The organism is Flavobacterium eburneipallidum (assembly GCF_027111355.2).
Taxonomy (GTDB): Bacteria; Bacteroidota; Bacteroidia; order Flavobacteriales; family Flavobacteriaceae; genus Flavobacterium; species Flavobacterium eburneipallidum.
In genome coordinates, this window is sequence record NZ_CP114291.2 from 3727098 (window position 1) to 3743904 (window position 16807).

Annotated in this window: 10 protein-coding genes; 7 read left to right on the plus strand and 3 right to left on the minus strand. The window is 34.3% G+C overall.

The genetic code is table 11. The annotated features are described in order from the left end of the window. Positions 1 to 26: 26 nt before the first annotated feature. Both OZP15_RS15745 and gldJ read right to left on the minus strand, forming a co-directional pair. On the minus strand, positions 27 to 1310 hold the full coding sequence (locus OZP15_RS15745) for a UDP-N-acetylmuramoyl-tripeptide--D-alanyl-D-alanine ligase (protein WP_269226394.1): 1284 nt from the start codon (positions 1308 to 1310) through the stop codon (positions 27 to 29). Between the two features lie 62 nt (positions 1311 to 1372). Further along, entirely contained in the window at positions 1373 to 3049 is a 1677-nt protein-coding gene (gene gldJ, locus OZP15_RS15750) for a gliding motility lipoprotein GldJ (protein ID WP_281336600.1), read from the minus strand. 208 nt (positions 3050 to 3257) lie between these two features. Between gldJ and porU the strand changes: the two genes are divergently transcribed. From porU to OZP15_RS15775, 5 genes are all read left to right on the plus strand, one after another. Further along, on the plus strand, positions 3258 to 7091 hold the full coding sequence (gene porU / locus OZP15_RS15755; RefSeq protein ID WP_281336601.1) for a type IX secretion system sortase PorU: 3834 nt from the start codon (positions 3258 to 3260) through the stop codon (positions 7089 to 7091). Positions 7092 to 7128: 37 nt separating this feature from the next. Then, complete coding sequence (gene porV / locus OZP15_RS15760) at positions 7129 to 8307, plus strand: type IX secretion system outer membrane channel protein PorV (protein ID WP_281336602.1); 1179 nt, start codon at positions 7129 to 7131, stop codon at positions 8305 to 8307. Between the two features lie 66 nt (positions 8308 to 8373). Continuing rightward, entirely contained in the window at positions 8374 to 8856 is a 483-nt protein-coding gene (cdd, locus tag OZP15_RS15765) for a cytidine deaminase (protein ID WP_281336603.1), read from the plus strand. Between the two features lie 179 nt (positions 8857 to 9035). After that, the gene (gene pdhA / locus OZP15_RS15770; protein WP_269226395.1) at positions 9036 to 10034 is read left to right on the plus strand and encodes a pyruvate dehydrogenase (acetyl-transferring) E1 component subunit alpha; all 999 of its coding nucleotides are present in this window, start codon (positions 9036 to 9038) and stop codon (positions 10032 to 10034) included. A gap of 8 nt (positions 10035 to 10042) precedes the next feature. Further along, the gene (locus OZP15_RS15775) at positions 10043 to 11695 is read left to right on the plus strand and encodes a dihydrolipoyl dehydrogenase family protein (RefSeq protein WP_281336604.1); all 1653 of its coding nucleotides are present in this window, start codon (positions 10043 to 10045) and stop codon (positions 11693 to 11695) included. 383 nt (positions 11696 to 12078) lie between these two features. Here the strand turns inward: OZP15_RS15775 and OZP15_RS15780 are convergent, their stop codons facing one another. After that, the gene (locus tag OZP15_RS15780) at positions 12079 to 13320 is read right to left on the minus strand and encodes a glycosyltransferase (protein WP_281336605.1); all 1242 of its coding nucleotides are present in this window, start codon (positions 13318 to 13320) and stop codon (positions 12079 to 12081) included. A 104-nt stretch (positions 13321 to 13424) separates the two neighbouring features. On the opposite strand from OZP15_RS15780, the gene OZP15_RS15785 reads away from it, so the two are divergent. Together OZP15_RS15785 and OZP15_RS15790 are read left to right on the plus strand one after the other, a co-directional pair. Then, on the plus strand, positions 13425 to 14006 hold the full coding sequence (locus tag OZP15_RS15785; protein ID WP_269227974.1) for a MiaE family protein: 582 nt from the start codon (positions 13425 to 13427) through the stop codon (positions 14004 to 14006). 44 nt (positions 14007 to 14050) lie between these two features. Then, positions 14051 to 16807, plus strand: coding sequence for an AsmA family protein (locus OZP15_RS15790; protein ID WP_269226396.1), 2757 nt, complete (start codon positions 14051 to 14053; stop codon positions 16805 to 16807).

A 16807-nucleotide genomic window follows, 5' to 3' on the forward strand; every position in this document is an offset into this window, starting at 1 on the left:
TATAACTATTTATACAAATTAAATAATTACAAAAAATTCAGAGTTCGTTCCAATGCCATTCCTCTAGAACCTTTTATCAAAATATAACTGTTTTCTATTTTAACTTCTTTCAAATGATTCGAAAAAGATTCGAAAGTTTCATAGAAATGAAAGTTGTTTTTATCTTTTTGGCTAGCATAAAATTCCTTTCCGATAAAGTAACAAGAAACCGATTCTTGATTCAAAAGTGAATCTACAATGGCTTGGTGTTCTTGTTGACTTTCTTCTCCCAATTCGAACATATCGCCCAATATCATTATCTTGTTTGCATTATCTAATTGCAAAAAGTTTTCAATCGCAACAGCCATACTACTTGGATTGGCATTATAAGCATCCAAAATAATCTGATTCGTTTCTTTTGTTAAAAGTTGAGACCTATTATTTTCAGGAATATAACTTTCTAAAGCTTCTTTTATAGCATTATCATCTACTTCAAAAAACTTACCAATGGACAGAGCCGCATTGATATTATTAGCATTATAAAGTCCTATCAAATGCGTTTTGATTGATAAATTAGCCAAACGGATTTCTACAAATGGATTAGCTGTAATGGAATGAATAGAAACATCAGCGTATTTTTTATTCAATCCAAAAGAATAGGTATTGAAATTTTTGGTCTTCTCCACCTGAATTGAATCTTCCAGATTGATAAATGCTGATTTATTATTTTGAGCTAAATAATCATACATTTCGCTTTTGCCTATTATTACACCTTCTACTCCACCAAAACCCTCTAAATGAGCTTTACCGAAATTGGTAATATAGCCGTAATCCGGCTGCGCAATTTCGCACAAAAACTCAATCTCTTTTTTATGATTGGCTCCCATTTCTACAATACCTACTTCTGTTGAGTTATCAAAAGACAACAAAGTTAAAGGCACGCCAATGTGGTTGTTCAAATTTCCAACAGTGGCTTTGGTATTGTACTTTTTAGACAAAACAACATTTATCAATTCCTTTGTCGTTGTTTTTCCGTTGCTTCCAGTTAATGCAATTATCGGTAATTTCAAATATTGGCGATGAAATTTTGCTAATTCTTGCAAGGCTGCCAAGCTATTTTTTACCAGAACAGTCCTTTGATCAATAAAATAGTCTTCATTATCAATTACAACATAAGAAGCTCCTTTTTCGAGTGCTTCTTTGGCAAATGTATTGGCATCAAAATTCTCGCCTTTAATGGCAACAAACATCGATTTGGCTTGTATTTTTCGAGTATCAATCGAAACTGAATCGCATTCTAAAAACAATTTATGAAGTTGAGAAATATCCATTTAAAAAGTATTAAAAACAATAAAAGCCCTAAAAAGGGCTTTTATTAGTATGATATAAAAAATTAATTTCTAGCTCTTTTTCCTTTTACAGATTTAGAACCCACTTTAGACATTGCACATCTAAAACCGATATAATCTGTTGCCATATCTTGAGGGAAATATCTTCTTTGTGCTGGGTCTAACCAGTAAGCTCTATCTCTCCAAGACCCTCCTTTATAGACTCTTACATTGTCATTAATCAAAGTAGTTCTCTTGGCTGATCTGTCGTATTTTCTAACCATTTTACCTAAACTGTCTGTAGTAACATTGTGTTCTGGTGAGTTATACATGGTTCTTTCGCTACGTGCTTTTTTATCACTTGGATCTACTTCTCCAAAATTGAAATATTTAGTAGATTGTTTATCACCATCTCTATAGTTGGTGTTATCACTTTTATCAAAATTCTGTCTCAAATAGGTTTCGTTTTCATCTACTGGTACTTGAGCGATTTGTCCTGGTAATGCTCTAGCTATAATTTTACCGTTGCTTAAAGTATCGTATTTGATATTATCTTTAGTTACTAGTTCTATTTTACCATCGCTTCCAATTTTATTTTTAGAATATTGATTTCCTCTAAAGTAGTTAAAATCATTAGCTTCATTATCAATTATTGGTCTGTAAACATCCATTACCCATTCGGCAACGTTTCCAGCCATGTCATATAATCCAAAATCGTTAGCACCGTGTTTTTTAACGGCATCAGTAATATCAGCACCATCATCAGACCATCCTGCAATTCCACCGTAATCTCCGTTTCCTTGTTTGAAATTCGCCAATTGATCTCCTTTGACTTGTCTTTTTCCAGAACGAGTATAACTTCCAGACCAAGGGTATTTTTTTTGTCCTTTATAGATATTGTATTCTCTTTGTCCTACATCTGCAGCAGCAGCATATTCCCATTCTGCTTCAGTTGGCAATCTATATTCTGGAAGTACGATTCCAGAAGATCTTTGTGCATATATATTTTTTGGTTCTGCAACAGTTCCTCCTTTAGTAGGTCTTGGTTTTCTAGCACCTTTTTTTCCTGCTAAAACAATTTCTGAATTCCCGCCATAAGCTGATGTTGGTGTATTCAAATACGTTTCAGTACTAAAGTTTTGTTCAGCAGTTACATCATTTGTTTTAGCTCCTTTTTTAAGATAACCGTTTTTTTCCAAAAGCGCTTCATTGACACGCTCTGTTCTCCATTTACTAAATTCAACAGCTTGAATCCAATTTACCCCTACAACGGGATATTCTGCATAAGAAGGATGTCTTAAATAATTATTGGTCATTGTTTCATTGTAGCCCAATCTATTTCTCCATACTAAAGTATCAGGGGAAGCTCCTTCATATATATGTTTATAATTTTCTTCTGTTGGTGGAAAAACTTTTTTAACCCAGTCTAAATATTCTAAATACATAGCATTAGTCACTTCGGTTTCATCCATATAAAAAGACTGTACGTGCTGTTGAGTAGGTGTATTGTTCCAATCGTGCATTACATCATCCTGTACTTTTCCCATAGTAAACGTTCCTCCTTCAATAAACACTAATCCAGGACCTGCTTCTTGTGGTTTTGAAGCTTTTTTACCTTCTACATTCCAACCAGTTGCTCTTGACGAATTTTTTGAGCTCGATTTCTTGCTACAGCTAGAAAAAACTAGCATTAACATCAATGATAATACCAAACGCAAAACCATAATTTTATTTACTTTCATACTCTTTAGTAGGTAATAATTTTCGTGGTGCAATATAATAATTAACCATTAAACCGCAACACCAATTCTTAATATTTATATAAAACTGTACTGTGCCAGATAAATTATATAATTTGAACGCAAATTTATGTTATTTATTATTTACTATAAAATGAAATACTATAATTTTACCAGCATAATAATTCGCTATTAATTCCGTTTTAAAGCAATGAGAAAAAAAATTTTAGCCTTTTTAGTCCTAATTCCTTTTATTTCTTTCGCACAACTCAAAGGCGACATCACTATTGAATGGCTTGAAAAAACAGAAATGTCTTTTGGCGATTTCAAAATCAACGTCCCTCAATTTTCAGGGAATTGCTATAATTTCAGTTTTGCTCAAAAAAGCCTTATTTATACCTTAAATCTTACTGAATCAAACTCATTAGAAGAAAAATCAGTTCAAATAACGAATATAGTTTACGAACCTTTGACTAGTTCTCAAGTTGGAGATTTGAATCTTTCAACTATCCCCGCTAACCCATCAGCAAGTTTAAAAACAGTACAATCGAGAGATGTAAAACAAAATTTCCTTAACATTTCTCCTATCATTAAAGATGAACTAGGTTTTAAACGAATCAAATCTTTTTCTTATTCCATAAATAGCAATAATGCTAGAATTGCTTCGACCAACGCAATTAACAAAACTGCGGCAATTTCGAATTCGGTTTTAGCAGCTGGAGATTGGTATCAATTTTATGTTGAAAAATCAGGTGTTTACAAAATTTCTAAAACTTTTTTACAACAATTAGGTCTAAACACCGCTTCAGTTGACCCAAAAAAGATAAAAATATATGGCAATGGAGGCAGAATGCTACCATTAGCCAACAGCACTTTTTATCCAACAGATTTAACCGAAAATGCAATTGAAATAGTTGGAGAAAGTGATGGTATTTTCAACAATGAAGATTATATCCTTTTTTATGCAGAAGGAGTTGATACTTGGAATAATGAAAGCCAAACCAACATTAATTTATATGATACCAAGTCTTATTATTATGTAACAGTACAAGGGAGTGATGGAAAAAGAATACCAAACATGGCTCAACCCACTGGCGCTAGTACTTTAGAGCTAAATACTTTTGACGATTATCAGTTTCATGAATTAGACCTTATTAACATAGCTAAACTAGGAAGACAATGGTACGGCGAATCATTTGACATCAAACAAGAACAAGAATTTAGCTTTACATTTCCCAATATTGACACAGCAGTACCTATAAAACTCAACATCAATGTAGCTGCGGCGGCTTTCAATCCAACTTCATTTAAAGTTTTGGCAAACGAACAAGATGTTCAAACCCTATCAATTCCTGCTGTTGCGGCTTTTAGTGGTACAGAATTCAACACCGCATCTTTAAACGACGGAACATTTGCAGCATCTGAAAATGTAAAAATCAAATTAACTTACAACAATAACGGCGTTCCTTTATCAAAAGGTTTTTTAGATAAAATTAGGCTAACTGCTAAAAGAAAACTGCAAGGCTACGGCAAACAATTCCATTTCCAGTACGATTTAGCTAGTTCAAGTATGGGAATTGCCAATTATTCTATCGCCAATGCCACTGGAATATCAAGAATTTGGGACATTACCGACATATATAATGTAACCAAAGTTGAAAATACCAATCAAGCTAGTATCAGTTTCAAAGCAAACCTTGGCGAAACAAGAAAATACATTGCTATAGACGCACAAGATTTTTACACTCCTTTAAAAACGAACAGAACCAAAATTGCCAACCAAAACTTAAAAGGAACCCTTCTCAAAAATGCTCAAGGTCAGTTTCAGGATATTGATTATGTAATTATCACACCTAACTTTTTAAACAATCAAGCTGAAAAACTGGCTAACTTTCACCGTTCTTATTCTAATTTGAGTGTTAGGGTTATTTCCTTGGAAACTATTTATCAAGAATTCTCTTCAGGCAAACAAGATATTGCAGCCATTAGAAACTGCATCAAATATATTTATGAAAACGCTTCTGCTCCTGAAAAGAGACTGAAATACGTTAATCTTTTTGGGGACGCCTCTTATGATTACAAAAATATTACTCCAAATAACACCAATGTTGTACCCATATATCATGCTCTAAACAGCAACACTTCTGGCGAATCCTCTTTTGCTTCTGATGATTTCTATGGATTAATGGATGCTAACGAAGGAAATGTTACTTTCTTTTTCGGAGGAATTGACATTGCTGTAGGTAGAATGCTCAACAACAATCCAGCACAAGCCGAAGAAATGGTTAATAAAGTCATCGAATACCATGACATCAAATCCTACGGAAGCTGGAGAAACAATTTTGTAATGATTAGTGACGATTCCGATAAAAGTTCTGATTTATCATTGCAAAGCAGACAAAATTCTTTGACTGAAACTATTGTTACAGCCAAACCGTTTATGAATCCCGAAAAAATTCTTATGGACTCCTACGTGCAAGAAGCATCAGCAGGAGGAGCACGTTATCCAAAAGCCAGAGCCGATATATTTAGTGCTTTTGAAAAAGGAGCACTTGTTTTCAATTATCTAGGACATGGTGGAGAGGATGGTCTTTCTGGCGAACGAATTTGGGAAAAATCAGACGGGCAAAATCTGAACAATCAGTACAAATATCCTTTATTCATAACCATAACTTGCGATTTTTCTCGTTTTGATAATCCTTCGCGACCAACAGCTGGAGAATACACCTACTGGAATCCAAAAGGAGGAGCCATTTCTATGCTAACCACCACCCGATCCATTGGCCAATTTAGTGCCGAAAATTTTAATGATGTTTTAGCTCGAAACTTATTTTCTTTCAACTCCAATCAATACACTTCGATTGCCGAAGCGTTGAGAATATCCAAAAATAGCAATCCCAACTCCTCTACAAATGTGGTAGTTTACATAGGAGACCCTGCATTAATGCTAGCGATTCCGAAACCTAAAATCAGATTGACCAAAGTAAACGATGTTCCTATTTCGCAACCCATTGAAGATTTCAAATCTTTGGCAAAAATGAAAATAACAGGCGAAATAACAGACGAAAACAACGTACCAATAACCAATTACAACGGAGAACTTTCGACAACTATTTTCGATAAATCTATTACCAGAGCAACTTTAAACAACGATGGATACAGTCCTGCAATAAATTTCAATATTCTTGGAGAAACCATTTTTAGAGGAAACGCATCGGTTACTAATGGACAATTCGAATTCAGCTTTATTGTTCCAAGGGATATTCGAGTTCCTGTTGCCAATGGAAAAATCAGTTTTTATTCCAAAAAAAACCAGGTGTTCGAAAATCAAACTGGATATGACACCAACATTAAAATTGGCGGTATCAACGAAAATGCAGTGGCAGACAATATTAGTCCAACTGTTAAGTTATATATGAACGATGAAACTTTTGTTTCGGGCGGAACAACGAATGAATCGCCATTTTTGATAGCGAATCTAGGAGACGAAAGCGGTATAAATACAGCGAGCGGAATAGGACATGATATGGTAGCAATACTAGACGGCGACGTAGAGAATCCCTATATTTTGAATGATTATTATCAAACTAATTTGGACGATTATACTAAAGGAACATTGCGTTTTCCTTTGCGAAATCTAGCCGTTGGTTTGCATACTATTACATTCAAAGCTTGGGACGTTTACAACAACCCAATTACGTCTGAAATTCAGTTTATAGTCGTTGGTAACGAAACCTTAACATTGACTCATGTGTTAAATTATCCTAACCCATTTGTCAATTATACGGAATTTTGGTTTTCGCACAATCGCCCTTACGAACCATTGGAAGTTCAGGTACAAGTAATAACCATTACTGGAAAAGTGGTTTGGACTAAAAATCAAATCATTACAACCGAAGGTTTCCTATCCAAAGAAATCACTTGGGACGGCAAAGATGATTTTGGAAACCGCATAGGAAAAGGCGTTTATGTATATAAACTCACTGTCAAATCGAGCTTGACCAATACCAAAACTGAAAAAATTGAAAAACTTGTAATCCTTTAATAAAATACTATATTTGTTCCTCTAATTTTACAAACCAATGAAAAAATTACCATTACTTTTTGCTTGCTTATTTGTTATTTCTTTTGCAAAAGCGCAAGAACAACAAAATGTTATTACCACAGGAGTTCCGTTTTTATTAGTAGCTGCCGATGCTAGAGCTGCAGGTATGGGAGATAATGGAGTAGCGACATCTGCTGATACTTATTCACAACAATGGAATCCTGCCAAATATGCTTTTGCTATTGACAAACAAGGATTTTCTGTAAGTTACACACCCTATCTAACCGATTTAGTAAATGATATTTCTTTAGGACAACTAACCTACTACAATAGAGTAAACGAAAGAAGTGCTTTTGCTGGAAGTTTTAGATATTTTGGATTAGGAAACATAGAGCTACGTGAAACAGGTGATCCAAATGAAATTCCAAGAACAGTTTCTCCAAGCGAATTTGCTTTTGATGGATCATACGCATTAAAATTAAGCGAAAAATTCTCGATGGCAGTTGGCGCTCGTTTTATTAACTCCAACTTAAAAGTAGCTTCAGATGTTGGCGATGCTTCTTCAGCAAGTACATTTGCTATTGATGTGGCTGGTTTTTTTCAATCAGACGAAGTAGCTTACAACGACTTTAATGGTAGATGGAGAGCTGGTTTTAACCTTCAAAATTTAGGACCAAAAATCAAATACGACAACACCGAATTCAACAGTAATTTTATCCCTGCCAATTTAAAAATAGGAACTGGTTTTGATTTCATATTAGACGACTACAACAAAGTAGCTTTGAATGTGGAATTTAATAAATTATTAGTTCCAACTCCACAAGAAGTAACAGACTTAAATGAAGACGGAACGATAGATTCAGCAGATTATAATATTGCCAACCAAAATTACAACTCAATGGGTTGGACTTCAGGAATTTTCAAATCTTTCTCTGATGCTCCAGGAGGATTCAGCGAAGAGCTAAAAGAATTTACGTATTCTGTAGGTGCAGAATATTTATACCAAGATTCATTTGCTTTACGAATGGGATATTTTCACGAAAGCCCTGTAAAAGGAGCTCGAGAGTACTTATCTCTGGGAGCAGGATTCAAATACAACGTAGTAAAAGTAGATGTGTCTTACTTGTTTTCAACATCAAAAATTAAAAATCCATTGGAAAACACATTACGTTTCTCGCTTACCTTTAATTTTGGTGACCAATACGAAGAATACTAGAAAACCATTAACCTATAATCAAAATCCAAACTTCAACAGTTTGGATTTTTTTTCCATTATAAACAAATGAAAGATATTATAATTACCACTCAATTTTCTGCTTTTGATTCCATTTCAGAATTACCAATTGACATTCAAAACCTAATGGAACAAGCCATCGAAATTAGAAAAAAAGCGTATGCACCCTATTCTAAATTTAGAGTTGGAGCAGCACTTTTGTTAGATAATGGGAAAGTAGTTTTAGGCTCCAATCAAGAGAATGCAGCTTATCCATCAGGACTTTGTGCCGAACGGGTGGCTATATTTCATGCTGGAGCTATTTATCCCGAAGCTCGAATTTTAAAAATGGCCATTACGGCAGCTTCCGATACGAATACAACTACTGCTCCGATTCCTCCTTGTGGTTCTTGCCGACAATCGATAGCCGAATATGAAATCAAACAAGAAACGCCAATCGAAATTTACTTTATGGGAGAAATAGGCGCTATTTATAAATCGGATTCGCTAAAAAACCTATTACCTTTTATGTTTGATAAAAAGTTTTTATAAAAAAAACAAAAAATGTCCTAAAAGTGTATTTTAAATTTTACTACTTCCTTGGAATGTTCTATTTTTGCACTTCGACATTTCGAAACCTAAATTCGTAAGAAACAAACCCTTTTCGGTTTTGCAAATTCGAAAAAACTAAACTAATTATAGGCTAACTACACATTACAAAAGAGAAACACATGAAAGAAGTTACAAAAGAAGTTTATTTAAAGTGGTATGAAGACATGCTTCTTTGGAGAAAATTTGAAGACAAATTAGCAGCACTATATATTCAACAAAAAGTTAGAGGATTTCTACACTTATATAATGGTCAGGAAGCTGTTCTAGCTGGTGCGTTGCACGCTATGGACTTGACGAAAGACAAAATGATTACCGCATACAGAAACCACGTTCAGCCAATTGGAATGGGTGTAGATCCAAGAAGAGTAATGGCAGAACTTTTAGGAAAAGTAACTGGAACTTCAAAAGGAATGGGTGGTTCTATGCACATTTTCTCAAAAGAACACCGTTTTTATGGAGGACACGGAATTGTAGGTGGTCAAATTCCATTGGGAGCAGGTTTAGCATTTGGAGACAAATACAACAATACTGGTGGAGTTACAATGACTTACTTTGGAGACGGAGCAGCTCGTCAAGGATCACTTCACGAAGCATTTAACATGGCAATGTTGTGGAAACTTCCAGTAGTTTTTATCGTTGAAAACAACGGTTATGCTATGGGAACTTCTGTAGAAAGAACAGCCAACCATACTGATATTTGGAAATTAGGTTTAGGATACGAAATGCCTTGCGGACCAGTTGATGGAATGAATCCTGTAAAAGTAGCTGAAGCAATGACAGAAGCTATCGAAAGAGCAAGACGTGGCGACGGACCAACTTTCTTGGAAATGAAAACATACCGCTACAGAGGACACTCAATGTCTGATGCGCAATTATACCGTTCGAAAGAAGAAGTAGAAGAATACAAAAAAATCGACCCGATTACTCAAGTTTTGGATGTAATTAAAGATCAAAAATATGCTTCTGAATCTGAAATCGAAGCTATTGATCAAAGAGTAAAAGACTTGGTTGAAGAATGCGTAAAATTCGCAGAAGAATCTCCATTCCCAGAAGTACAACAACTTTACGATGTGGTTTACGCTCAAGAAAATTATCCATTTACCCCTCATAAACTATAAAATCTATTATGGCAACAATTATAACAATGCCTCGTTTGAGCGACACAATGACTGATGGAACAGTGGCGACTTGGTTAAAAAAAGTAGGTGATAAAGTAAGTGAAGGCGATATGCTAGCTGAAATTGAAACCGACAAAGCAACAATGGAATTTGAGTCTTTCAACGAAGGAACTCTATTATATATAGGAATTCAAGAAGGAGAAACTGCGCCAGTAGATTCACTTTTAGCCATTATTGGAAAAGAAGGAGAAGACATTTCAGCTTTAATCGCAGGAGGCGCAACTGCTGCTCCAGCAAGTGCAGAAGCTACAACTAAAGAAGAAGCTCCAGCAGCAACAGAAGCTAAACAAGAAACAGCTGCTCCAGTAGCCGCTGCTGCTTTACCAGCAGGAGTTGTTGTAGTAACAATGCCTCGTTTGAGCGATACAATGACTGAAGGAACTGTGGCTACTTGGTTGAAAAAAGTAGGAGACAAAGTTTCAGAAGGCGATATGCTGGCAGAAATCGAAACCGATAAAGCTACAATGGAATTCGAATCTTTCAATGAAGGTACTTTATTGTATATCGGAATTGAAGCAGGACAATCTGCAACGATTGATAGTTTATTAGCTATCATTGGCCCTGCAGGAACAGATATTAGCGGAATCGCTGAAAATTATAAAGCAGGTGGAGCTCCAGCTGCTCCCGTAGCAACAGAAGAAGCCAAATCAGCACCAGCTACAGAAACTGCCGCTCCAGTTGTTCAAGAAGCATCTGCTGACGGACAAAGAGTTTTAGCTTCGCCATTAGCAAAGAAAATTGCTAGTGACAAAGGAATACAATTAACACAAGTAAAAGGTTCTGGAGAAAACGGACGTATTACCAAAAGTGATGTAGAAAACTTTACTCCACAAGCCGCTGCTCCAGAAGCTCCAAGTGCTGCTCCAGCAAAATCAGAAGCTGCTTCTCCAGCTGCAAAACCTTACGTTCCAGCAGGACAAATTGCCACTGAAGAGATTAAAAACTCAACAATGCGTAAAATCATTGCGAAACGTTTGGCAGAATCATTGTTTACTGCGCCACATTACAACTTGGTAATTGAAGTAACAATGGACGAAGCAATGAAATCAAGAGGAATTATCAATAGCGTTCCAGATACCAAAGTATCTTTCAACGATATGGTCATTAAAGCTTCTGCTTTGGCTTTGAAAAAACACCCAAAAATCAATTCACAATGGTCTGCGGAAGCTATAACTATAAACTACCACGTAAATATTGGTGTTGCTGTAGCTGTTGAAGACGGATTAGTTGTTCCAGTATTACCATTTACTGACGGTATGAGTTTATCTCAAATTGGAGCAAGTGTAAGAGATTTGGCAGGAAGAGCTAAAAACAAAAAATTATTACCTTCAGAAATGGAAGGAAGTACGTTTACTATTTCTAACCTTGGAATGTTTGGTATTACTGAATTTAACTCTATCATCAACCAGCCGAATTCTGCAATCCTTTCAGTAGGTGCAATTGTAGAAAAACCAGTGGTGAAAAATGGTCAAATTGTAGTAGGAAACACCATGATGCTTTCATTAGCTTGTGATCACAGAACTATCGACGGGGCAACCGGAGCACAGTTCTTGCAAACTTTGAAACAATATATTGAAAACCCAGTGACGATGCTAGCTTAATAGCTTGTTAGTTTATATATGAAATCCCGTTTTGAGTAAAATCAGAACGGGATTTTATTTTGCAATCAACTTAAACTTATTCATTTGAAAATAAAGATTTAAAATCACCATAAAAAATAAAACATAAGAAAGCAATAATGAGAATTGTTATTATACCAACAATAAAAGCTAGTGTATAATTATCAATACATTCTTTCAAAGAGCCTTTAAAACCTTTAAAAAACCATATTACAAATCCACCCAATAATTCTAATATCTCCAGTGCCTCCTAACATAATTTAAACATTTTAAAATCACATAAATCTACAATAATCAATAATACTATATACAAAACCAATCAAAACTATATTCCACTAACAATCTCTAAACAAAAACATACTTTATTACTTATTCTTCTCCTCTATCCATCTTGACATATATTTGGTACTCGTCAAAGTATGATGTTGCAACATGGATCCCATAAAATTATGCAAACGATGTTGTTTTAAATGAGTTTGAGTTTCCAAAATATGCTTAACAAAATCATTTTCAAATAAAGATTTCAAATAACGTTTTTCTAAAATTTCAAAACCATTCTTTTGAGCATTTTGCCAAAGGGTTTTGTCTTGATATAATTCTACCGCTATATTAGCAAAAACTTGTGCGTCATCAATGATAAATCCATTCCAAGGTAAATCACCACACATCGATTCAGCACCAATAGTTGTGGTTATGCTTGGTGTTCCGCATTGCATAGCTTCTAGTAATTTTCCTTTGATTCCAGCTCCAAAACGTAAAGGAGCTAAAACTATTTTAGCTTTTTTTACCACTTCTTGCGCGTCATTCGCACGACCCATAATATGAAATCCTTGTTTGGGTTGGTGCAATTGCAATACTTTTTGCGAAGGATAAGCACCGTAAACATGCAAAATAGCTTCTGGCATTTGCTTCCTAATCAATAGCCAAATCGTTTCTTTAAGATATTGAACGGCATTCCAATTGGGTTCATGCAGAAAGTTTCCAATAAAAATAAAGTTATTTCGTTCTTCGAATGAAGGTAAATTTTGAATAAAAGATTCTTCAATTGGTTCTAATAACAAAGGCAAATAATACAATAAATTCGAGTCGATTTTGAAAACCGATTGCAATAATTCCATTTCATATTCGGCAATCATCAGTGAAATATCGCAACGCAAAATACTGGCAATTTCTCTTTTGGCAACGTCTTCAACTAATAAATCATTTGTTGAAAATGGTCGATTTTCCTTGAATGCTTTTTGGCGAGCCAAACGCAAACAATGCAAATCTTCGGTATCCAAAATTCGCAACGCATCAGGACAATTTTCGGCAACGCGCCAGCCAAACTGCTCTTCTATCATAAAACGATCAAACAAAACGATAGCAGGATTCAATTCTTTTACAAAAACATCAAAACTGGAACAATTTAAACTGATGGATTTCTTGGAAACTCCAAGAGAATTTAAGTCAATCATATAATCGCTATCCATTGCTGGACTGGCAAAAGTAATTTCAAAACCTTGCTTTTTGAAAATAGAAATCAATTGTACCATTCTACCACCAGCTGCCGAAGAATTAGGTTCAGGCCAAACAAATCCAATAATTAAAACGTGCTGATTTACATTCATAAGTTCCATTTTACGACACAAAATAAGGGAAATAATCCCGTAATCAATCGGTTCTTGCACAAATAAAAACTGTATTTTTGCAAATAATTTTATACGAAGAAAAAATGTTAGGATTAAAATTAGTTACCGACCCAAAATGGGTAAATATCGTTGAATCGAACATCGAAGAAATTTTGACCGATCACGCTTGGTGCGAACAAAAAGCGGCAACCAATATCATCACTATAATAACCTACAATTCAGAACATGAAGAATTGGTTACCGATTTATTAGAAATTGCCAAAGAAGAATTGGAACATTTTCAAATGGTTCACAACATCATCAAGGAACGTGGATTGAAATTAGGAAGAGAACGTAAAGATCATTATGTGAACGAACTTTTTAAATTCATGAAGAAAGACGGTAGCCGAAATGATGCTTTTGTGGATAGATTGCTTTTTTCTGCCATGATTGAAGCTAGAAGTTGCGAGCGTTTCAAAGTTTTATCACAAAATATTGAAGACAAAGAATTAGCTGAATTTTACCGAAAATTGATGATTAGTGAAGCAGGACATTATACTACTTTCCTAGCTTTCGCCAAAAAATATTCCGAAAGGGTTGATGTTGATAAACGTTGGAAAGAGTGGCTAGAATTCGAAGGAAAACTAATTACCAATTATGGTAAAAGTGAAACCGTTCACGGATAAATTCACATCAAAAACGGATTAAAATTTTTATTAGATTGAAATTTATGAATGTTGCCAAAGTTAAAACAATAGTAGTTAAAGCCACGAAATATATAGGAATTGGACTTGTAGTAATTCTGGGTTTGATGTTCTTAACCCCTATTGTTTTTTCTGAAAAACTCAAAGAAGAAATAAAAAAAACAGCCAACAAAAAACTGGCTGGAGAGATGAATTATTCCGATGTGGATGTTTCTTTTTTTAAACATTTTCCTTCTTTGACCTTGACTTTAAATGATTTCAAACTCAATGGCTCTGCCCCTTTTCAAAAAGAACGGTTTATTAATGCCAAAGAAGTATCTTTTGGCATCAATTTGTCGAGTTTGATTTTTGGCAAATCCATCAATATAGATGAAATTTATTTACTCAACTCCACCATAAATATCAAAGTAACCAAAAATGGTTTAGCTAACTATAACGTTTATATTGCTGATAAAGAAGCCCCAAAAGAAATCAAAAATGGAGAATCGGCGGCTATAAAACTAGAACGAATTGAAATTGTCAATAGCCAATTGGTTTATGACGACAAATCTACACAAGTGCACTTTGATGCTTTTGGATTCAATTATTTAGGAAAAGGAGATTTAAGCCAAGATATTTTTGATTTATACTCGAAAGCAAAAATTGACAAACTAAACATTCTCTACCAAAACGAACATTATTTGATGAACAAAAAGGTAGATGCTGATTTAATTACCAAAATAAATATCAACTCGCTTTCTTTTGTTTTCGAGCAAAACGATTTAATGATTAACCAACTACCAGTTGATTTTAAAGGGAAATTCGACTTCTTGAAAGACGGTTACAACATGGATTTTATCATTAACTCTAACAACAGTAATCTTCATGATTTATTTACTGCCTTTCCTCCAAAATACATTACTTGGTTAAGCAAAACAGAAATCAAAGGAAAAACTGATTTATTGCTTACCCTAAAAGGGAAATATATCGAGTCTAAAAAAATAGCTCCCGACCTAAATTTAGATTTCAAAATAAGAGAAGGATTTGTTAACTATAACAAAAGTGCTTTTCCGGTTTCAAACTTAAATCTAGATTTGTCCACAAAATTGCCTTCTTTAAATCCAGATCTTTTAATTGTAAATACTAAAAAACTAGACTTAACAATCAACAAGGACTATATAAAATCTAATTTTTATGTAAAGGGAATTCAAACTCCTGAAATTAACGCTACTTTCGATTCTAAAATAGACCTTGAAAAACTAAACAAAGCATTAGGAATTCCAGATATTGAACTAAAAGGAACGCTTGCAGCAAAAGGCACTGCTAAAGGAAAATTTGATAACAAAAACAGTATTTTTCCTGTTACCAATGCCAATATCAGCCTCAAAAATGGATATATAAAAACCGAATTTTACCCTAATGCAATTACCAATATCAAAATCCTGACTACCGTAAAAAATCAAAAAGGAACGTTCAAGGACTTGAAAATAATTCTGAAACCCGCCGAATTAACCTTTGAAGGGAAACCTATTTTTATTACCGCTAATTTATCTGATTTTGATGACCTTACTTATGACATCAAAGCCAAAGGAATACTTAATATTAGCAGAATTTACAAGGTTTTTTCTCAAAAAGGACTTGATGTTGATGGTTCTATCAAAGCCAATTTAGTTTTGAAAGGAAAACAAAGCGATGCCGAAAAAGGAAATTACAGTAAACTGCACAACAAAGGAATTTTAGAATTAAGAAATATCTTGATTGCCACTGAATATCTTCCGAAAAAATTCCTTATCAAAGAAGGAATTTTTAAAATTAATCAAGATAAAATGTCCTTCAACAACTTCCTTGCTGCTTACGGACAATCAGATTTCAGAATGAATGGGTATTTGCAGAATGTATTCAATTTTGTTACTACAAATAAAGGGATTTTAAGAGGTTCGTTTACATTGAATTCAAATTACATCAATGCTGATGAATTTATGTCACAAACACAGGTAAATACAACTAATCCAACAACAGCAAATTCAGAGACAAAACCAACAAGTCCTACAACTGGAGTAATTATAATTCCGAATAATTTAGATTTGCATTTTCAAGCCAATGCCCAAAAAGTAAATTTCAACGAATTGACCCTAAACCAAGCCAAAGGAACAATGAGTATGAAAAAAGGTAAATTGACAATGCAAAATACAGGCTTCAACAGGATAGGTTGTGCCGTAACTATGGATGCCAATTACCATGCAACAACTCCTGAAACAGCCTTTTTTGATTATGCTATCAAAGCCAATGATTTTGATATTAAAAAAGCCTACAACGAAATAAAGACATTCAGAGAAATGGCAAGTGCTGCCGAGAAAGCGCAAGGGATTATTGCATTAGAATACAAACTCAAAGGACGTTTAAATGCAAACATGGAACCAATTTACCCATCACTAGTCGGTAACGGAATCGTTTCTGTAAAAGACATTAAAATGTATGGAATGAAAATGTTTAATATCGTTGCTAAAAAAACAGGTAAGGGAGAAATGAAAAATCCAGAATTATCCAAGGTTCAAATTAAAAGTTCTATCAAAAATAACATTATTACTCTAGAACGATTCAAATTCAAATTTGCAGGATTTAGACCCAGAATTGAAGGAACCACAAGTTTAGACGGAAGATTGAATATCAAAATGCGTTTAGGCTTACCACCATTGGGAATACTTGGAATTCCGATGATAATAACAGGAAACAAGGATAATCCAAAAGTAAAAATAGGTAGAAAATCAGAAGATTTAGAAGAAACGAAAGATAGTATTCAATAG

Coding starts and splice junctions, on each gene's coding strand:
- OZP15_RS15745 (WP_269226394.1), bottom strand. CDS start 1,310: ATGGATATTTCTCAACTTCATAAATTGTTTTTAGAATGCGATTCAGTT.
- gldJ (WP_281336600.1), bottom strand. CDS start 3,049: ATGAAAGTAAATAAAATTATGGTTTTGCGTTTGGTATTATCATTGATG.
- porU (WP_281336601.1), top strand. CDS start 3,258: ATGAGAAAAAAAATTTTAGCCTTTTTAGTCCTAATTCCTTTTATTTCT.
- porV (WP_281336602.1), top strand. CDS start 7,129: ATGAAAAAATTACCATTACTTTTTGCTTGCTTATTTGTTATTTCTTTT.
- cdd (WP_281336603.1), top strand. CDS start 8,374: ATGAAAGATATTATAATTACCACTCAATTTTCTGCTTTTGATTCCATT.
- pdhA (WP_269226395.1), top strand. CDS start 9,036: ATGAAAGAAGTTACAAAAGAAGTTTATTTAAAGTGGTATGAAGACATG.
- OZP15_RS15775 (WP_281336604.1), top strand. CDS start 10,043: ATGGCAACAATTATAACAATGCCTCGTTTGAGCGACACAATGACTGAT.
- OZP15_RS15780 (WP_281336605.1), bottom strand. CDS start 13,320: ATGAATGTAAATCAGCACGTTTTAATTATTGGATTTGTTTGGCCTGAA.
- OZP15_RS15785 (WP_269227974.1), top strand. CDS start 13,425: ATGTTAGGATTAAAATTAGTTACCGACCCAAAATGGGTAAATATCGTT.
- OZP15_RS15790 (WP_269226396.1), top strand. CDS start 14,051: ATGAATGTTGCCAAAGTTAAAACAATAGTAGTTAAAGCCACGAAATAT.